Annotated in this window: 16 protein-coding genes; 12 read left to right on the top strand and 4 right to left on the bottom strand. The window is 73.0% G+C overall.

What is annotated here, in order from left to right; translation table 11 throughout:
• Positions 1–230 precede the first annotated feature (230 nt).
• The 6 genes from ABTY40_RS01365 (at position 231) to ABTY40_RS01340 (ending at position 7,559) form a co-directional block, all read left to right on the top strand.
• The gene (locus ABTY40_RS01365; protein WP_352057629.1) at positions 231–1,148 is read left to right on the top strand and encodes a ComEA family DNA-binding protein; all 918 of its coding nucleotides are present in this window, start codon (positions 231–233) and stop codon (positions 1,146–1,148) included.
• Entirely contained in the window at positions 1,145–3,673 is a 2,529-nt protein-coding gene (locus tag ABTY40_RS01360; RefSeq protein ID WP_352057628.1) for a ComEC/Rec2 family competence protein, read from the top strand. The genes ABTY40_RS01365 and ABTY40_RS01360 overlap by 4 nt, the downstream gene beginning before the upstream one ends.
• A 46-nt stretch (positions 3,674–3,719) precedes the next feature.
• The gene (locus tag ABTY40_RS01355; RefSeq protein WP_352057627.1) at positions 3,720–4,355 is read left to right on the top strand and encodes a winged helix-turn-helix domain-containing protein; all 636 of its coding nucleotides are present in this window, start codon (positions 3,720–3,722) and stop codon (positions 4,353–4,355) included.
• Positions 4,352–5,623, top strand: a complete 1,272-nt coding sequence (locus tag ABTY40_RS01350) for an MFS transporter (protein WP_352057626.1) — start codon at positions 4,352–4,354, stop codon at positions 5,621–5,623. The genes ABTY40_RS01355 and ABTY40_RS01350 overlap by 4 nt, the downstream gene beginning before the upstream one ends.
• A gap of 26 nt (positions 5,624–5,649) precedes the next feature.
• Complete coding sequence (locus ABTY40_RS01345) at positions 5,650–6,531, top strand: arylamine N-acetyltransferase family protein (RefSeq protein WP_352057625.1); 882 nt, start codon at positions 5,650–5,652, stop codon at positions 6,529–6,531.
• Positions 6,532–6,635: 104 nt separating this feature from the next.
• Positions 6,636–7,559, top strand: coding sequence for a YceI family protein (locus tag ABTY40_RS01340; RefSeq protein WP_352057624.1), 924 nt, complete (start codon positions 6,636–6,638; stop codon positions 7,557–7,559).
• A gap of 28 nt (positions 7,560–7,587) precedes the next feature.
• Here the strand turns inward: ABTY40_RS01340 and ABTY40_RS01335 are convergent, their stop codons facing one another.
• On the bottom strand, positions 7,588–7,830 hold the full coding sequence (locus ABTY40_RS01335) for a hypothetical protein (RefSeq protein ID WP_345283322.1): 243 nt from the start codon (positions 7,828–7,830) through the stop codon (positions 7,588–7,590).
• Between the two features lie 62 nt (positions 7,831–7,892).
• Here ABTY40_RS01335 and holA point away from each other — a divergent pair, with 62 nt between their 5' ends.
• Positions 7,893–8,879, top strand: coding sequence for a DNA polymerase III subunit delta (gene holA, locus ABTY40_RS01330; RefSeq protein WP_352057623.1), 987 nt, complete (start codon positions 7,893–7,895; stop codon positions 8,877–8,879).
• Positions 8,880–9,431: 552 nt separating this feature from the next.
• Here holA and rpsT read toward each other — a convergent pair.
• Entirely contained in the window at positions 9,432–9,698 is a 267-nt protein-coding gene (rpsT, locus tag ABTY40_RS01325) for a 30S ribosomal protein S20 (protein WP_043221497.1), read from the bottom strand.
• A gap of 216 nt (positions 9,699–9,914) precedes the next feature.
• Here rpsT and lepA point away from each other — a divergent pair, with 216 nt between their 5' ends.
• From lepA to hemW, 3 genes are all read left to right on the top strand, one after another.
• Positions 9,915–11,783 (top strand): translation elongation factor 4, encoded by a 1,869-nt coding sequence (gene lepA / locus ABTY40_RS01320; protein WP_309053868.1) that lies wholly within the window; start codon positions 9,915–9,917, stop codon positions 11,781–11,783.
• Positions 11,784–11,965: 182 nt separating this feature from the next.
• The gene (locus tag ABTY40_RS01315; RefSeq protein ID WP_352057622.1) at positions 11,966–13,843 is read left to right on the top strand and encodes an AMP-dependent synthetase/ligase; all 1,878 of its coding nucleotides are present in this window, start codon (positions 11,966–11,968) and stop codon (positions 13,841–13,843) included.
• A 37-nt stretch (positions 13,844–13,880) separates the two neighbouring features.
• Complete coding sequence (hemW, locus tag ABTY40_RS01310; protein ID WP_352057621.1) at positions 13,881–15,122, top strand: radical SAM family heme chaperone HemW; 1,242 nt, start codon at positions 13,881–13,883, stop codon at positions 15,120–15,122.
• A 172-nt stretch (positions 15,123–15,294) separates the two neighbouring features.
• On the opposite strand, the gene ABTY40_RS01305 is transcribed toward hemW, so the two are convergent.
• Positions 15,295–16,101, bottom strand: a complete 807-nt coding sequence (locus ABTY40_RS01305) for a DUF3097 domain-containing protein (RefSeq protein WP_352057620.1) — start codon at positions 16,099–16,101, stop codon at positions 15,295–15,297.
• 10 nt (positions 16,102–16,111) lie between these two features.
• Positions 16,112–16,849, bottom strand: coding sequence for an MBL fold metallo-hydrolase (locus ABTY40_RS01300; RefSeq protein ID WP_352057619.1), 738 nt, complete (start codon positions 16,847–16,849; stop codon positions 16,112–16,114).
• Positions 16,850–16,985: 136 nt separating this feature from the next.
• On the opposite strand from ABTY40_RS01300, the gene hrcA reads away from it, so the two are divergent.
• Positions 16,986–18,005 (top strand): heat-inducible transcriptional repressor HrcA, encoded by a 1,020-nt coding sequence (gene hrcA, locus ABTY40_RS01295; protein WP_345283339.1) that lies wholly within the window; start codon positions 16,986–16,988, stop codon positions 18,003–18,005.
• A complete protein-coding gene (dnaJ, locus tag ABTY40_RS01290) occupies positions 18,006–19,142 on the top strand; it encodes a molecular chaperone DnaJ (RefSeq protein ID WP_309049519.1) in 1,137 nt (378 codons plus the stop codon).
• Positions 19,143–19,313 lie beyond the last annotated feature (171 nt).

Below are 19,313 nucleotides of genomic sequence, written 5' to 3'. Positions count from 1 at the left end.
TCACGAGCATGGTTCTTCACACAGACATCGACACGACCGCGTTCGGCACCGGCAGCGCCTCGGCGGCCCCGACGAGTGGGCCCGGCCGTGCGCCGGGTTCCGACGGACGGAGCAGGACGGGCGGCCGGGGCTCGCCTCCCGGGCGGGCCCGGCGACGCTCCCGCGTCGGCGGGACGGCCGCGGGCGAGGGGGCTCCGTCGGTTTCGTACCCTGTGGCCTCCACGCGTCCCGTGTCCCGTCCGGGAGAGGTCCCGGAGGGGGCACCGGCCCGGGACCCGCTTCCGATCGGCGGTGACGCCGTACGGGTCAGGGGGGCCGCCCTGTTTCCGGAGGCCCGCCTGCCGGAGGCGACGGGGGATCCGCGGACGGCGGACAGGGAAGAGCTGACGGCCGGCCGTTCGCGGCCGGGGCGGCGGGAGAGGTTCACGGAGGCGGTCCGCGAGCGTGTCCCGCTGTGGGTGCGGACGCGGTGCGGTCTCGAACCGAGGACCCTGGCCGCGCTCGCGGTGGTTCTCGCCGTGGCGGCCGTGATCGCGGGCGCCTTCTTCTGGACGGGGCGGCCGGAACCGGTACGGGCACCCGAAGTGGTGCGTGCCGTCCCGCCCCCGGTGGCCCCCTCGGCGTCGGAGGTGTCCACCCCGCTCCCGGCGGAGGCCGGTCCGCCGAGGGCCGTGGCGAGCGCGACGGGCCGGGCGAACGTCGTCGTGGACGTCAGCGGCAAGGTGCGCCGCCCCGGGGTGCTGACGCTGCCGGCGGGGTCGCGGGTGGCGGACGCACTGAAGGCCGCGGGAGGGGCGAAACCGGGAGCCGATCTGACGGCTCTCAACCGGGCGAGGGTGCTCCTGGACGGTGAGCAGGTGCTGGTCGGTCTGCCGGGGGCGCCGGCCGGGGGCGCGGGGGGACCCGTCCCGGGATCCGCCGGCGGTCCGGGATCCGCCGGTGACCCGGGCCCCGCGGCACCGCTCAGCCTCAACGCGGCCACGGCGGAGCAGCTCGACTCCCTGCCGGGCGTGGGGCCGGTCCTGGCGCGGCACATCGTGGACCACCGCAGCCGGCACGGCGGGTTCCGTACGGTCGCGGAGCTGCGGGACGTCGACGGCATCGGCGAGCGCCGCTTCGCGGATCTCGAACCGCTGGTCCGGCCATGAACCCGGCAGACCGCCCGGCCGGAGCCGCGACGACGCCGACGGCAGGTCCGGACGCGCGGTCACGCCCCGGGCCTGGTGCGGAGGCGCGTGCCCCGGCGGAGAAGGAGGGGTGGGCCGATCTGCGGCTCGTGCCGCCGGCCCTCGCCGCCTGGGCAGCGGCGGCCTGGGCCGTGGGGACCACCGGGTGGCGCACGATCACCGCTGTGGCGTTCTGCCTGGTGGTGCCGGCCGTTCTGCTGGTTCCGGCGGTGCGGCGGCGTGCCACGGGGGCGGCGGGGCGCGGGCTGCGGACGACGGCGGTGGTCGCGGTGCTGTTCTGCGCGGCGGCGGGCGCGGCCTCGGCGGGGTTGCACGCGGCGGACCGGGTGCGCGGCCCCGTGCCGGAACTGGTGGAGCGGTACGGCCGGGCGCAGGTGGAGGTGACCGTCACCGCCGATCCCCGGCTCACCCGGCCCCGGGTGCGGGGCAACGCGATGGCGCCCGTCTCGGTCGTCCTGGACGGCGAGGTGACCCGGGTCGAGGGCGTGGACGGCTCCGTCCACCGGACCCGGACCCCGGTGCTGGTGATCGTGCCGCCGGGGGAGGGGCGGGAGGCGTGGCTCCGGCTCCTCCCCTCCACCCGGCTGAGTATGGAGGGCCGGTTCGCGCCGCCCCTGAACCCCGCGGAGCGCTTCGCCGCGGTCCTGAGGGCGGACCGGTCCGGCCCGCCCCGGATCGTCGAGCGGCCGAGCGCGCCGCAGCGCTTCGCGGGGAAGCTGCGGGCCGGACTGCGCACGGCGTCCGAAGGGCTCGCCCCCGACCCGCGGGCTCTGCTGCCGGGCCTGGTCGTCGGCGACACCTCCAGGATCGGGCCCGAGCTGCGGGAGGCCTTCGTGGCCACGGACCTCACCCACCTGCTGGCGGTCTCCGGGAGCAACCTGTCGGTGGTCCTGCTGCTGCTCGTCGGCCGCCCGGGGACGGCCCACCGGGTGGAGCGCGGCGGACTCGCGCCCCGGCTGGGGATGTCCCTGAGAGCGACGGCGCTGGCGGGCGGGGCGCTGACGCTCGCCTTCGTCCTCGTCTGCCGGCCCGATCCGAGTGTGCTGCGGGCCGCCGCCTGCGGTCTGGTCGTGCTCCTCGCGATCTTCACGGGCCGGCGCCGGTCGCTGATTCCGGCGCTCGCGGCGGCCGTCCTTGCGCTGGTGCTCTTCGACCCCTGGCTGGCGCGGAGCTACGGCTTCCTGCTCTCGGTCCTGGCCACCGGGGCGCTGCTCACCGTGGCGCCGCGCTGGAGCGCGGCCCTGCGGCGGCGCGGGATGCCGGACCGGATCGCGGAGGCGCTGGCGGCCGCCCTGGCGGCGCAGGCGGTGTGCGCGCCGGTCGTGGTGGTGTTCGCGGCGCGGGTGAGTCTGGTGGCGATCCCGGCGAACCTGTTCGCGGAGTTCGCCGTGGCCCCGGCGACGGTACTCGGGTTCGCCGCGCTCGCGTTGGCGCCGCTGTGGGCGTCGGCCGCGGAGGGCGTGGCCTGGGTGGCGGGGTGGCCGGCCGGGTGGATCGCCACGGTGGCGCGGACGGGGGCGGCGCTGCCGGGTGCGGAGGTGAGCTGGCCGGGCGGCTGGTGGGGCGGTCTGGGGCTCGCGGGGCTCACGGTTCTGGTGGTGCTCGGTGCCCGCCGGTTGCCGCATCGGGGGGTGATCGGCGTGGTCCTGGCCGCAGTGCTGGTCCTGGTGGTCGTGAGGCCGGCGCCGCTGGCACGGTGGGCCACCGGCTGGCCGCCGCCGGGCTGGGTGCTGGCCATGTGCCAGGTCGGGCAGGGGGACGCGGTGGTGCTCGCGGCGGGCGGGGACGCGGCCGTCGTCGTGGACGCGGGCCCGGAGGCCGGGCCGGTCGACCGTTGTCTGCGCGAACTCGGAGTGAGGAAGGTGCCGTTGGTCGTCCTCACGCACTTCCACGCGGATCACGTGGCGGGGCTGCCGGGGGTGCTGCGCGGTCGCGCCGTGGGGGCCGTCCAGACGACGGGGCTCCAGGAGCCGCCCGGGCAGGCGGCTTTCGTCCGGCGGACCGCGGCACAGGCGCGGGTGCCGCTGGTGCGGGCCGTGGCGGGGGAGCACCGGAGAATCGGGGCCCTGGAGTGGTGGGTGCTCTGGCCGGCCGCCGGGCCCCCCGCGCCGGGGACCGGGGCGAACGACTCCAGCGTCACCCTGCTCGTCCGGACGGCGGGCGGCGCGCGATTGCTGCTGCTCGGGGACCTCGAACCGCCGGCGCAGGCCGCCCTGTTGCGCAGCCGACCGGATCTGGGGCCGGTCGACGTGCTGAAGGTGGCCCATCACGGTTCGGCGCACCAGGACCCGGGGCTGATGCGGGCGGTACGGCCGCGGCTGGCGTTGGTCTCGACGGGGGCCGACAACCCGTACGGGCATCCCTCGCCCCGCACGGTGGCGGCGCTGGGCGCGGGCGGTGCGCGGGTGCTGCGGACGGACCGGGACGGGGCGATCGCGGTGGTGGGGGCGGGGTCCGGGCTCGCCGCCGTGGCGAAGGGAGGGTGAGGGGAGAACCCTTGTAAAGGAATCTTTCTAAAGATAGCTTTACATCATGCCGGAGAACAGCGCACCCCTCCCCACCCCGCCCCCCGCCGGGGAGGAGCAGCCCCGCAGCATCCGACTGACCGACCCTCGCGCCCTGCGGGCCTACGCCCACCCCCTGCGGCTGACACTGGTCGGCCTGCTCCGCAGCAACGGCCCCTTCACCGCCACCCGGGCCGCCGCGCTGACGGGGGAGTCCGTGGCCAGCTGCTCCTACCACCTGCGCATACTCGCCAAGTACGGCCTCGTGGAGGAGGCGCCGGGCGGCCGCGGGCGGCAGAAGCCCTGGCGGGCCACCGCCCAGTACACGGAATGGCCGGAGTACAGCGAGGACCCGACGGTCGCGGAGGCCGCCGACACGCTGAGCGCCGCCGTCGCCGAGCGCTACTTCGAGCGGTTCACCCGTGCCATGGAGAACCGGCGCGCCGTCCCGAAGGAGTGGCGTGAGGCCGAACAGCTCGGCGACTCCCTGCTCCACCTCACGCCAGGGGAGCTGACCGACCTCGGGAAGCGGATCGAGGAGCTGCTCCGGCCCTACGAGGAGCGTGAGAGCGACCGTTCGCTCCGGCCGGAGGGTGCCCGCCCCGTCAGCATCATGCGCATCGCCTACCTGGACCAGGACGTCCCCACCGACGAGAAGGAGTGACCGAGGTGCCCCTCGCCGACCGCGTTCCCGCGCTCCTGCGCGAGCGTGCCTTCCGCCGCTACTGGACGGGACAGACCGTCTCCCTCGTCGGCGACCAGATCTCCCTCATCGCCATCCCGCTCGCCGCCGTCCTGGTCCTCGGCGCGGACGCCGCATCCATGGGCTGGCTCAAGACCGCCGAACTGCTCCCCGCCCTCCTGTTCAACATGCCGCTCGGCGCCTGGGCCGACCGGCAGGCCCGCCGCCGGCACGTCATGATCACCGCCGACCTCGCGCGGGCGGCGCTGCTCCTCACGCTCCCCGTCGCCTACGCCTTCGACGCCCTCACACTGGTCCAGCTGTACGTGGTGGCCTTCGCGGTCGGGGCGCTCACCGTGCTGTTCGAGGTCTGCAACAGCACGATCCTCGTCGCCCTCGTCCCCGCCGACCGCTATGTACAGGCCAACTCGCTGGTCAATGGCAGCCGTTCGACGTCCTGGCTGGCCGGCCCCGGTATCGGCGGCCTGCTCGTGCAGTTCCTCACCGCCCCCCTCGCCCTGGTGGCCGATGCCCTCACCTACCTGGTGTCGGCCGGATACCTGGCGCGGATACAGCCCGAGGAGCCCCCGGCCGCCCCCGCGGGCAAGGGGCACTTCACGGAGGGACTCCGCTGGGTGGTCCGGGAGCGTTCCATGCGGGTGATGTTCGCGGCCTCCGGCACCGTGCAGTTCTTCAACTACATGTTCCACACCCTCTTCGTGCTCTACGCGACCACCGAACTCGGCCTGAGCGCGGGGGTGCTGGGCGCGGTGCTCGCCGCGGGGGCCGTCGGCGGACTGCTCGGTGCCATGGTGAGCGGCGCGGTGGTCCGCAGGATCGGCATCGGGCCCTCGATCGTCGCCGGGTTCCTCGGCTTCACCACGCCGCTCGTCCTCATACCCCTGGCCGAGGGCCCGTTCCCACTGGTCGTCGGCCTGCTGTTCGTCGCGGAGTTCCTTTCCTGCGTGGGTGTCATGCTCGTGGACATCGCCAACGGCTCGGTCCAGATGGCGGTGATACCCGACGCGATCCGGGCCCGGGTCATGGGCGCCTTCCGTACGCTCAACCACGGGTTCCGTCCGGTCGGCGCACTCGCCGGCGGCCTGCTCGGCTCCGTCCTGGGTCTGCGGCCGACGCTGTGGATCGCCACCGTCGGAGCCGTTCTCGCCGTGCTGTGGATCCTGCCCTCACCGCTCGCCAGAATGCGCGAACTCCCCACCAGGGAAAGGGAACCGGCGCCCGTCGCATGAGATCCCGGGTCGGGCAGACTGGCCGCATGACCACTCAGCAGACCGGGGCCGGACCCACCCCGTCCCCCGCACAGCCGACCGGGGCCCACGAGGCCCGGACCGCCCTCCTGCCGGCCGCCACCGTCGACGCGTACCTGCGCCGCATCGGGGCGGACCGGCCCGACCGCGCCGACGCCGACGCCCTGCGCGACCTCCAGGTGCGCCACCTGCGCGGCGTCCCCTTCGAGAACCTCTCGATCCACCTCGGCGAACCCGTCGTCCTGGACGAGACGGCGCTGGTCGACAAAGTGGTGCGGAGGGGCAGGGGCGGCTTCTGCTACGAGGTCAACACCGCGTTCGCCGCGCTCCTGCGGTCACTCGGCTTCCAGGTCTCCCTCCTCCAGGGGCGCGTCTTCGACCCGGCGGGGCGGCCCGGCATCCCGTACGACCACATGGCGCTCCTCGTCGTGACGGAGGACGGGCGGCGGTGGCTCGCGGACGTCGGCTTCGGCGAGCACAGCCACCACCCGCTCGCCTGCGACGAGCGCGGCGAGCAGAAGGACCCGGCCGGGACCTTCCTCGTACGGGACACGGCCGAGGGCGACCTGGACGTGCTCCACGACGGAAAGCCGCAGTACCGGCTGGAGACGCGCCCGCGCGAACTCGCCGACTTCGCCGCCGGTGCCTGGTACCACCAGACGTCGCCCGCTTCGCACTTCACGGGTTCCCTCGTGTGCTCGCGGCTCACCGAGGACGGCCGGGTGACCCTCAGCGGCACCAAGCTGATCACCCGGGCCGACGGACGGCGGACCGAGCGGGAACTCCACGGGGAGGAGGAGATCCGCACGGCGTACCGGGACCTCTTCGGGATCGTGCTGGACGCGCTTCCGGTGGTGAGGAATCCGGCCGTAAAGAACCGGACTCCCTAAAACGGACCCTCGGTAACACTTGCCCCGTTTGCCTCGAACACCTCAACGGTGATCGAATGCCACGTCGTCGCATGGTGAACGAGTCGCACGGGGGTGCGTGAAGGATGTTCGGTGGTCTGTTCGGAAAGCGTGGGGCCGGTGCCGCGCGCGGCGGTCCGCTCGCCGGCCTCGCCGTACCCGCCTCGGCGGGCGTGCTGAGCTGCCGGGTGCTCGACCCCGTGCACGAACCGGTACGGCAGGCCGAGTTCACCCTCAGCGACACGGCCGGGCGCAAGGTCCTGGGCGGCGAGACCGACCCGTACGGCACCGTCCTCGCCACCGTGCCCGCCGGCGAGTACCGGCTCGCCGTCACCTCCGACGGCTACACCCCGTACCACCGCACCGCCGTCGTCACCGAGGGCCGGCACGCCGGCCTCGGTGACGTGCTCCTCCAGATCGCGCCGCAGCCCCGGCTCCCCGAACCCGGCGACTGGGAGATCGACCCGCTGCACTCGCAGATCGGCTTCACCGCCCGCCACATCGGCCTCGCCCGGATCCACGGACGGTTCAACACCTTCGCCGGCGCCCTCCGGATCGCCGACCGCATGGAGCACTCCGCGATGCACGTCGTCATCGACGCCGCCTCCATCGACACCGGGGTCCGGATGCGCGACGACCACCTGCGTTCCGCCGACTTCCTGGAGGCCGGCGCCTACCCCACGATCGAGTTCTACAGCGACCGCTTCGTCCACCGGGGCGGCAGCCGCTGGGCCGTCACCGGCGCGCTCACCCTCCACGGAGTGAGCCGCACCGTGACCCTCGACACGCAGTACCTCGGCGTCGGCAACGGCCTGGAGGGGGAGACCCGCGGCGCCTGCCGGGCCACCACCGAGCTGCACCGCGAGGACTTCACCCTCACCTGGCAGACGCTCCTCGCCCGCGGGATCGCCGCCGTCGGCTCCAGCATCAGCATCGACCTGGACGTCCAGATCCTGCCCAAGACCGGCACGGCGGCCCCCGACGAGGCCCCGGCGCACGCCTACGCCTGACCCGCGCGGGCGGCGGGGCGGCGAACCCCTACGGGGCTTCGAGCCACCCCTCGTACTCGGCGGCCAGGGCGTCCAGGGCCGCCGGGTCGAGCCGGCCCTCCGGATCCTCGACCACCACCAGCCACTGCGCGTCCTCGGCGTCGTCCTCCCCGGCCAGCGCGTCCCGGACCAGCTGAGGCTCCTCTCCGACGCCGAAACGGTCCGGCAGCTCCTGCGCGACCTCCTCGGCCGCGTCCCGGTCGGGCAGTACCAGTACGTGTCGTTCACTCACCCCGCCATTCTCCCGCCCCGCGCGGCCCCGGTTGTCAGTGGCCCATGGGATGCTGAAGGGCGATGGCCACCAGAAAGACATCCCCCGACGACCTCCTCGGCCCCGTGACGCTCGCCGTGGGACAGGAGGACCTGCTCCTCGACCGCGCCGTCCAGGAAGTGGTCGCGGCCGCCCGCGCCGCGGACGCCGACACGGACGTACGCGACCTCACGCCCGACCAGCTCCAGCCCGGGTCCCTCATGGAGCTCACCAGCCCCTCGCTGTTCGCCGAACGCAAGGTGCTGGTCGTGCGCAACGCCCAGGACCTCTCGGCGGAGACGGTCAAGGACCTCAAGGCCTACCTGGACGCGCCCGTCGAGGACATCACCCTCGTCCTCCTCCACGCGGGCGGCGCCAAGGGCAAGGGGCTGCTCGACGCGGCGCGCAAGGCCGGGGCGCGGGAGGTCGCGTGCCCGAAGACGACGAAACCGGCGGAGCGGCTGACGTTCGTACGGCAGGAGTTCCGGCGGCTCGGGCGGGCGGCCACGCCCGAGGCGTGCCAGGCGCTCGTGGACGCCATCGGCAGTGACCTGCGGGAGCTTGCCTCCGCCGTCGCCCAGCTCACCGCCGACGTCGACGGGACCGTCGACGAGGCGGTCGTCGCGCGCTACTACACCGGGCGCGCCGAGGCCTCCTCCTTCACCGTCGCCGACCGCGCCGTCGAGGGCCGGGCCGCGGAGGCCCTGGAGGCCCTGCGCTGGTCCCTGTCCACCGGCGTGGCACCCGTCCTCATCACCAGCGCGCTCGCCCAGGGCGTCCGGGCCATCGGCAAGCTCTCCTCCGCCCGGGGCATGCGGCCGGCGGACCTCGCCCGGGAGCTGGGCATGCCGCCCTGGAAGATCGACCGCGTCCGGCAGCAGATGCGGGGCTGGACCCCCGACGGCGTCGCCCAGGCGATGCGGGCCGTCGCGGAGGCGGACGCGGGCGTGAAGGGGGGCGGGGACGATCCCGAGTACGCCCTGGAAAAGGCGGTCGTCGCGGTGGCCCGCGCGGCGAGGGCACGGCGCTAGCGGGACGGTGTCGTGGGGGCGCGGGCCCGGTCCTCCGCCGGCGCGTTTCCCCCACCCCGCCCCTTCCCGAAACCCTGCCGGGGGCTGGTGGGTGGCTGGGCCGATGACCGATGCCGGGTGCGCGGCCGGGGTCGTGTGCCTGGCCTTCAGGCCGCCCGACCCCGGCCGCCCGCGCCCAGCCCCTCGCCAGGCCGACCCGAGCCCCCGTCCTCTCCTAGCCGCCCGACCCCGGCCGGTCTCCGCCCAACCCTCCCGCCGGGACGGCCCGCCCCACGGGGCCTCCCGCCCAGCCTCCGCCAGCCCGCCCCCCAGCCCCCCGCCAGGCCGCGCCCCGCCCCCCAGCAGCGCCGGGCTCGGTCTCCTCCCCCGGGCCCCGGACACGACGAAGGCCCCGGTCCCCCTGGGGAAGGGGGAGGCGGGGCCTTCGTCGTCGTGATGTGGGCTCGCACACGCGTGGCGAACGCGTCTCGCGTGCGGGTCCGGGGGGCCGGGTGGGAGCGGTAGAGAGGGTCCGCTGGGTCCCGTGCGGCCGGTGGAGCGTTAGATCAGAGCTCAGCCCTGAAGGGAAGCGACCTTGACCGCCAGCGCCGACTTCTTGTTGGCGGCGGCGTTCTTGTGGATGACACCCTTCGAGACAGCCTTGTCGAGCTGACGCGAGGCGGCACGGGCGGCCACGGTGGCCTTCTCGAGGTCGCCGGCGGCGACAGCCTCACGGGCCTTGCGGATCGCGGTCTTGAGCGACGACTTGACGGCCTTGTTGCGCAGGCGCGCCTTCTCGTTGGTCTTGTTCCGCTTGATCTGGGACTTGATGTTCGCCACTGAAAGAGCCTTTACAGGTTCGATGTTTCTTCAGGATGTGCCACTCCCCCGTAGCCCTCCGGGCACGGGAGGCACCCCCAGGAGAGGGCACACGAGACACAGCTGTCCACGGTATCAGCAGCCCTCCGGCCCGCCCAAACCGGGCGTCGGGCGGCGGGCATGGGACCATGGAGCCTACGTATCCGTTCTGAACATCGCCCGAGACGAGAACCCTGCGTGCCCGCGACTCCTACCAACGTGCCCGAGCCGAGCCGAACCGACCCGGCTCTGATCCGCAACTTCTGCATCATCGCGCACATCGACCACGGCAAGTCCACGCTCGCCGACCGGATGCTCCAGCTGACCGGTGTGGTCGACCAGCGGCAGATGCGCGCCCAGTACCTCGACCGGATGGACATCGAGCGTGAGCGCGGCATCACGATCAAGTCCCAGGCGGTCCGGCTGCCGTGGGCGCCGACCGAGGGGCCCGATCAGTCCAGGACGCACATCCTGAACATGATCGACACCCCCGGGCACGTCGACTTCACCTACGAGGTCTCGCGGTCGCTCGCGGCCTGCGAGGGCACGATCCTCCTCGTGGACGCGGCCCAGGGCATCGAGGCGCAGACCCTCGCCAACCTGTACCTGGCGATGGAGAACGACCTCACCATCGTTCCCGTACTGAACAAGATCGACCTGCCGGCCGCGCAGCCGGAGAAGTTCTCCGAGGAGCTGGCGAACCTCATCGGCTGCCAGCCGGAGGACGTCCTCAAGGTCTCGGCCAAGACCGGCATGGGCGTCGAGGCGCTGCTCGACCGCGTGGTCAGGGACGTTCCGGCCCCGGTCGGCAACGCGGACGCCCCCGCCCGCGCGATGATCTTCGACTCGGTCTACGACTCGTACCGCGGCGTGGTGACGTACGTACGAGTGATCGACGGGCAGCTGAACAAGCGCGAGCGCATCCGGATGATGTCGACCGGCGCGACCCACGAACTGCTGGAGATCGGCACCAACTCGCCCGAGATGCTGCCGGCCGACGGCCTCGGCGTCGGTGAGGTGGGCTACCTCATCACCGGCGTGAAGGACGTCCGCCAGTCCAAGGTCGGTGACACGATCACCTCGCAGGCCAAGGGCGCCACCGAGGCCCTCGGCGGCTACAAGGACCCGAAGCCGATGGTCTTCTCCGGCCTGTACCCGCTGGACGGCTCGGACTATCCGGAGCTGCGCGACGCGCTCGACAAGCTCCAGCTCAACGACGCCGCGCTGGTCTACGAGCCGGAGACCTCCGCCGCGCTCGGCTTCGGCTTCCGCGTCGGCTTCCTCGGGCTGCTCCACCTCGACGTGATCCGCGAGCGCCTGGAGCGCGAGTTCGGGCTCGACCTGATCGCCACCGCCCCCAACGTGGTCTACCGCGTGGTCATGGAGGACGGCAGCGAGCACACGGTCACCAACCCGAGCGAGTTCCCCGAGGGCAAGATCAGCGAGGTGTACGAGCCGGTCGTCCGCGCCACGATCCTCGCGCCCAGTGAGTTCATCGGCTCGATCATGGAGCTGTGCCAGAACCGCCGGGGCACCCTCATCGGCATGGACTACCTCTCCGAGGACCGGGTGGAGATCCGCTACACCCTGCCCCTCGCCGAGATCGTCTTCGATTTCTTCGACCAGCTGAAGTCGAAGACGCGCGGGTACGCCTCCCTCGACTACGAGCCCACCGGCGAGCAGTCCTCCAGCCTGGTGAAGGTGGACATCCTCCTGCACGGCGACAAGGTGGACGCCTTCTCGGCGATCACCCACAAGGACGCCGCGTACGCCTACGGTGTGCGGCTCGTCGCCAAGCTGCGCGAGCTCATCCCCCGGCAGGCCTTCGAGGTGCCCATCCAGGCCGCCATCGGCTCCCGGGTCATCGCCCGCGAGACCATCCGCGCCATCCGCAAGGACGTCCTCGCCAAGTGCTACGGCGGTGACATCTCCCGTAAGCGGAAGCTGCTGGAGAAGCAGAAGGAGGGCAAGAAGCGCATGAAGATGGTCGGCTCCGTCGAGGTGCCGCAGGAAGCCTTCATCGCCGTCCTGTCGAGTGACGAGTCCTCCGGCAAGGGCAAGAAGTAGTCGCCCCCGGGTAACTGCCTTATGCACCGAATGGGCCCACGTGCGCACGGCACGTGGGCCCGTTCGTTATCCGCAGACCCTTACGTGACGGCTTTCCGGCCTCTACCCTGAAGCCGGTTCGAAGGTTACTCGCCAGTTAGTTACGCACCACCCGTAGGCCCCGCCGCCGCCCGGAGGACGTCGTGAGCGACACACAGACCCTGATCGAGAACCGGCCGCCGTCCGTGGCGACCCTCTTCCTTGAGCGCGTCGAGCGGACTCCCGACGCGGAGGCCTACCGCTATCCGGTGCCCGCCGCCTCCGGCCAGGGGCCCGACGACTGGAAGTCGCTCAGCTGGGGCCAGGCCGCCCGGCGGGTCTACGCCATCGCCGCCGGCCTCGTCGATCTCGGCGTGCAGCCCGAGGAGCGCGTGGCCCTCGCCTCCTCCACCCGCGTCGAGTGGATCCTCGCGGACCTCGGCGTCATGTGCGCGGGCGCGGCCACCACCACGGTCTACCCGCAGACCAACGCCGAGGAGTCGGCCTTCATCCTCTCCGACTCCGAGTCGAAGGTCCTCATCGCGGAGAACGCCGCCCAGCTCGCCAAGGCCGTCGAGCGCCGCGCCGACCTGCCCGGCCTGCACCACGTGGTCGTCATCGACCCCGAGGGCGCGGACACCTCCGACGACTGGGTGCTCACCCTCGCCGAGCTGGAGGCGCGCGGCGCCGCCTACCTGGAGAAGCACCCCGAGGCGGTCAAGGAGCGGGTCGCCGCGATCACCTCCGGGCAGCTCGCCACCCTCATCTACACCTCCGGCACCACCGGCCGCCCCAAGGGCGTCCGCCTCCCGCACGACAACTGGTCGTACATGGCCAAGGCCATCGCCGCCACGGGTCTCGTCACGCAGGAGGACGTCCAGTACCTCTGGCTGCCGCTCGCGCACGTCTTCGGCAAGGTCCTCACCTCCGGACAGATCGAGGTCGGCCACGTCACCGCCGTCGACGGCCGTGTCGACAAGATCATCGAGAACCTGCCGGTGGTCCAGCCGACCTACATGGCGGCCGTCCCCCGCATCTTCGAGAAGGTCTACAACGGGGTCGCCGCCAAGGCCCGGGCGGGCGGCGGCGCCAAGTACAAGATCTTCCAGTGGGCGGCCGGCGTGTCGCGCGAGTACGCCAAGGTCACCCAGGACAACTTCCGCCGCACCGGTACCGCCTCCGCGCCCTTCGGCCTCACCGCCAAGCACAAGGTCGCCGACGCGCTCGTCTACGCCAAGATCCGCGAGGCCTTCGGCGGCAACCTGCGCGCCTGCATCTCCGGCTCCGCCGCCCTCGCCCCCGAGATCGGCTACTTCTTCTCCGGCGCCGGCATCCACATCCTGGAGGGCTACGGCCTCACCGAGTCCTCCGCCGCCTCCTTCGTGAACCCGGGCGAGGCCTACCGCACGGGCACCGTCGGCAAGCCGCTGCCCGGCACCGAGGTCCGCATCGCCGACGACGGCGAGATCCTGCTGCGCGGCCCCGGCATCATGGAGGGCTACCACGGCCTGCCCGAGAAGACGGCCGAGGTCCTGGAGTCCGACGGCTGGTTCCACACCGGCGACATCGGCGAACTCTCCGCCGACGGCTACCTGAAGATCACCGACCGCAAGAAGGACCTGATCAAGACCTCCGGCGGCAAGTACATCGCGCCGGCCGAGGTGGAGGGCCAGTTCAAGGCCGTCTGCCCGTTCGTCTCCAACATCCTCGTCCACGGCGCCGACCGGAACTACTGCACCGCGCTCATCGCCCTCGACGAGCCCACCCTCCTCGGCTGGGCCGCCGAGCACGGCCTCGCCGGCAAGACGTACGCCGAGGTCGTCGCCGCCCCGCAGACCGAGAAGATGGTCCAGGGGTACGTCGACCGCCTCAACGAGAACCTCCAGCGCTGGCAGACGATCAAGAAGTTCCGTCTCCTGCCGCGCGACCTGGACATCGAGCACGGTGAGCTCACCCCCTCCCTGAAGCTCAAGCGCCCGGTCGTCGAGCGGGCCTACAAGGACCTCATCGAGGAGATGTACGCCGGGTCGCGCGAGGCCTGATCCGCGCGGCGACCGTTCACCCGGGCGGTACGGGACAATGGACCCCATGCCTTCCGTACTGCCCGATGGTGAGCCCATGCCCGAGGACGGGGCGCTGCCCGCACGCGCCCTGGAAGGGGCCGGGGAGCGTCCGCTCGGGTTCTATCTGCACGTGCCGTACTGCGCCACGCGGTGCGGTTACTGCGACTTCAACACCTACACCGCGAGCGAGCTGCGCGGCGAGGGCGGCGTGCTCGCCTCCCGCGACAACTACGCCGGCCAGGTCGCCGAGGAGATCCGCCTCGCCCGGAAGGTCCTCGGCGACGACCCCCGGCCGGTACGGACCGTCTTCGTCGGCGGCGGCACGCCCACGCTGCTCGCGGCCGGCGACCTCGTCCGGATGCTGGGCGTGGTCCGCGAGGAGTTCGGGCTCGCCGACGACGCCGAGATCACCACCGAGGCCAACCCGGAATCGGTGGACCGGGAGTACCTGGCCGAGCTGCGCGCCGGCGGCTTCAACCGCGTCTCCTTCGGCATGCAGAGCGCCCGGCAGCACGTCCTGAAGGTCCTCGACCGCACGCACACCCCCGGCCGGCCCGAGGCGTGCGTCGCCGAGGCGCGGGCGGCGGGCTTCGAGCACGTCAACCTCGACCTCATCTACGGCACGCCGGGGGAGTCCGACGACGACTGGCGGGCCTCGCTGGAAGCGGCGATCGGCGCCGGACCCGACCACGTCAGCGCCTACGCCCTCATCGTCGAGGAGGGCACGCAGCTCGCGCGCCGCATCCGGCGCGGCGAGGTGCCCATGACCGACGACGACGTGCACGCCGACCGCTACCTCATCGCCGAGGACGTGCTCTCCCGGGCCGGTTTCTCCTGGTACGAGGTCTCCAACTGGGCCACCTCCGACGCCGGCCGCTGCCTCCACAACGAGCTCTACTGGCGCGGCGCCGACTGGTGGGGCGCCGGGCCGGGCGCGCACTCGCACGTCGGCGGGGTGCGGTGGTGGAACGTGAAGCACCCCGGGGCGTACGCGGCGGCCCTGGGCGCCGGGAAGTCCCCGGGCGCCGGACGCGAGGTCCTCATCGACGAGGACCGGCGCGTCGAGCGCGTCCTGCTGGAGCTGCGGCTCCGGGAGGGGTGCCCGCTGGAGCTGCTGCGGCCCGCCGGCCTGGCCGCTTCGCGGAAGGCCCTTTCGGACGGGCTCCTGGAGGACCGGGCGTACGCGGCGGGGCGGGCGGTGCTGACGCTGCGGGGCCGGCTGCTCGCGGACGCGGTGGTCCGGGACCTGGTGGACTGACGCCGCGCGCCGCGTTCCGTGCGGGCCCGCGCCGTCCGCGCCCGCGCCTCCGCCCCTTGTGCCCACCCGTCCGGCCCCTGCGGGGCGTATGCCCACAACGGGGTGACTCGGCGTGCCCGTGTGCCCACCCGTCCGGCCGTGCGGGAGGTACGCCCACGACAAGGCGCCCCCGCTACGGCGCCGTCACGAAGTCGATCAGTTCCTCCACGCGGCCCAGGAGCGCCGGCTCCAGGTCCTTGTAGGAGTGGACCTTGGAGAGAATGTGGCGCCAGGCAGCGCCCGTGTTGTCGGAGGGCCAGCCGAGGGCGCGGCAGACGCCCGTCTTCCAGTCCTGGCCGCGCGGGACGGCGGGCCAGGCGGGGATGCCCACGGAGGAGGGCTTCACGGCCTGCCAGACGTCGATGTACGGGTGGCCCACCACCAGTACGTGCGGCGAGGTCACCCGGGCCGCGATGCGGTGCTCCTTGGAGCCGGGGACGAGGTGGTCGACCAGGACGCCGAGGCGGGCGTCCGTGCCGGGGCCGAACGCGTCGACGATCTCCGGGAGGTCGTCGACGCCCTCCAGGTACTCCACCACGACGCCCTCGATCCGCAGGTCGTCGCCCCACACCCGCTCGACCAGCTCGGCGTCGTGCCGGCCCTCCACGTAGATGCGGCCCGCGCGGGCCACCCGGGCCCGCGCGCCGGGGACCGCGATCGAGCCGGAGGCGGTGCGGGCGGGCCGGGAAGGAGCGGCGGCCGACGGCCTGACCAGAGTGACGGCCTTCCCCTCCAGGAGGAAGCCGCGCGGCTCCAGCGGGAAGACCCGGTGCTTGCCGAACCGGTCCTCCAGCGTGACCGTGCCGACCTCGCAGCGGATCACCGCCCCGCAGAAGCCGGTCGTGACCTCCTCCACGACCAGGTCGCGTTCGGCCGGCACCTCGGGCACCGGGGCCTGCTTCTTCCACGGGGGCGTCAGATCCGGGTTGTAGCTGCGCATTGACCGGACGTTAGGCGACGGAGAAGCGCCGTGCCAGTTCCGCGCGCTGGCGTCGGACGAAGGCGGCGTCCACCACCGCCCCGTGCCCGGGCACGTACAGCGCGTCCTCGCCCCCGAGCGCGAGCAGCCGGTCCAGGGCGTCCGGCCAGCGGGAGGGGATCGCGTCCGGCCCGGCCTGCGGCTCACCGGACTCCTCCACCAGGTCGCCGCAGAACACGGTCTCGCGCTCGCCCGGCACGAACAGGGCCAGGTCGTGCCCCGTGTGACCCGGTCCCACATTGGCCAGGAGCACCTGGCGCCCGCCCAGGTCGAGCGTCCACTCGCCGCTCACCAGGTGCCCCGGGGCCACCAGCGCCCCGGCCGCCTCCTGTGCCGCCCGCGCGTCGAGACCGTGCCGTACCGCGTCCCCGCGCATCTCCCGGGCCGCCCGCTCGCCCGCCAGCAGACGGTCCGAGCCGACCGCCCCGAAGACCTCGGCCCCGGGGAAGGCCGCGGTGCCGAGCACATGGTCGAAATGGGGATGACTGAGTGCGATGTGCGTCACGTCCCGGCCGCCCGTCAGCGCCCGCGCGTCGGCGCGCAGGGACGCGCCCTCGGCGAGCGAGGAGCCCGTGTCGTACAGCAGTACGCCCCGTTCTCCCACCACCAGGCCCGCCGTGGCGTCCCATCCCGGCAGCCGCCGCCGGCCCACGCCGTCGGCGAGCCGTTCCCATCCCCGCGCCGTCCAGTCGATGTCCCTCGCGTCCATACCGAGACGCTAGCGGTTCGGCCTCCTTGCCAGGAGCGACCGGCCCGGCCGTACACTGGCCGGGGATTCCTGGCACTCGAACAGGGCGAGTGCCAAATGCGGAGCAACCGGAACGACCACAGCTGGAGGTGTGCGCATGCTCAGCGAACGCAGACTCGAGGTGCTCCGCGCCATCGTCCAGGACTATGTCGGCACGGAGGAGCCCGTCGGCTCCAAGGCGCTCACCGAACGCCACAAGCTCGGCGTCTCGCCCGCCACCGTGCGCAACGACATGGCGGTGCTGGAGGAGGAGGGCTACATCGCCCAGCCGCACACCAGTGCCGGGCGCATCCCCACCGACAAGGGCTATCGCCTCTTCGTCGACCGGCTGGCCGGCGTCAAGCCGCTGTCCACCCCGGAGCGGCGCGCCATCCACAACTTCCTGGACGGCGCGGTCGACCTGGACGACGTCGTGGGCCGCACGGTACGGCTGCTCGCGCAGCTCACCCGTCAGGTCGCCGTCGTCCAGTACCCCTCGCTGACCCGTTCGACCGTGCGGCACGTGGAGCTGCTCTCGCTGGCCCCGGCCCGCCTGATGCTGGTCCTGATCACGGACACCGGCCGGGTCGAGCAGCGGGTGATCGACTGCCCCGCCCCCTTCGGCGAGACCTCCCTCGCCGACCTGCGGGCCCGGCTCAACAGCCGGGTCGTCGGCCGCCGGTTCGCCGACGTGCCGCAGCTGGTGCAGGACCTCCCGGAATCCTTCGAGGAGTCGGAGGACCGGGCCACGGTCTCGACCGTGCTCGCCACCCTCCTCGAAACGCTCGTGGAGGAGCAGGAGGAGCGGCTGGTGATCGGCGGCACCGCCAATCTCACCCGCTTCGGTCATGACTTCCCCCTGACGATCAGGCCCGTCCTGGAGGCTCTGGAGGAGCACGTCGTGCTCCTCAAGCTGCTCGGCGAGGCGAAGGAATCGGGCATGACCGTACGCATCGGGCACGAGAACGCCCATGAAGGACTGAACTCCACGTCCGTCGTCTCGGTCGGCTACGGTTCGGGCGGCGAAGCAGTCGCCAAGCTCGGCGTGGTCGGACCGACCCGCATGGACTACCCCGGAACGATGGGAGCGGTACGCGCAGTGGCACGTTACGTCGGACAGATCCTGGCGGAGTCGTAAGTGGCCACGGACTATTACGCCGTACTCGGCGTGCGCCGAGACGCGTCCCAGGACGAGATCAAGAAGGCCTTCCGCCGCCTGGCCCGCGAGCTTCACCCGGACGTGAATCCGGACCCGAAGACGCAGGAGCGGTTCAAGGAGATCAACGCGGCCTACGAGGTCCTCTCGGATCCGCAGAAGAAGCAGGTCTACGACCTGGGCGGCGATCCGCTGTCCTCCTCCGGCGGAGGCGGCGCGGGCGGCTTCGGGGCCGGTGGCTTCGGCAACTTCTCCGACATCATGGACGCGTTCTTCGGCACGGCCTCGCAGCGCGGGCCGCGCTCGCGGACCCGCCGGGGCCAGGACGCCATGATCCGCCTGGAGATCGACCTCAACGAGGCGGCCTTCGGCACCACGAAGGACATCCAGGTCGACACGGCCGTCGTCTGCACCACCTGCTCGGGCGAGGGCGCGGCCCCCGGCACGTCCGCGCAGACCTGTGACATGTGCCGCGGCCGCGGTGAGGTCTCCCAGGTCACCCGGTCCTTCCTCGGCCAGGTCATGACCTCGCGGCCCTGCCCCCAGTGCCAGGGCTTCGGGACCGTCGTCCCGACCCCGTGCCCCGAGTGCGCGGGTGACGGCCGGGTCCGCTCCCGCCGCACGCTCACGGTCAAGATCCCGGCCGGTGTCGACAACGGCACCCGCATCCAGCTCGCGGGCGAGGGCGAGGTCGGCCCCGGCGGCGGCCCCGCGGGCGACCTGTACGTCGAGATCCACGAGACCCCGCACGAGACGTTCCAGCGGCGCGGGGACGACCTGCACTGCACGGTGACGATCCCGATGACGGCGGGCGCGCTCGGCACGAAGGTGCCGCTGCAGACCCTGGACGGGGTGGAGGAGGTCGACATCCGGCCCGGCACCCAGTCCGGCCAGTCGATCCCGCTGCACGGCCGGGGCGTCACGCACCTGCGCGGCAACGGGCGCGGCGACCTCATCGTCCACGTCGAGGTGCAGACGCCGAGCAAGCTCGACGCGGAGCAGGAGCGGCTGCTGCGGGAGCTGGCGAAGCTGCGCGGTGAGGAGCGGCCGACCGGCCAGTTCCAGCCGGGCCAGCAGGGGCTGTTCTCGCGGCTGAAGGACGCGTTCAACGGGCGCTGACCCGGACGGACCGAAGGGGCGGCGCACCGCGCCGCCCCTTTTCCGTGCGGTCCGGCGCGTCGCGGTGGGCGCTCCCGTCCGGCCCGTCCGGCACATCGTGGTGGCGCGCCCCCGTCCGTGCGGCCGGGCGGCGCCTCCGGGGGCCTCGCCCTTCTCCGGTGGGGCGCCCGG

This window comes from Streptomyces sp. NPDC126503 (genome assembly GCF_040302405.1).
Classification (GTDB): domain Bacteria; phylum Actinomycetota; class Actinomycetes; order Streptomycetales; family Streptomycetaceae; genus Streptomyces; species Streptomyces gulbargensis.
Note: the sequence above shows the minus strand (reverse complement) of the source record. Positions and strands in the feature narration are given on the sequence as shown.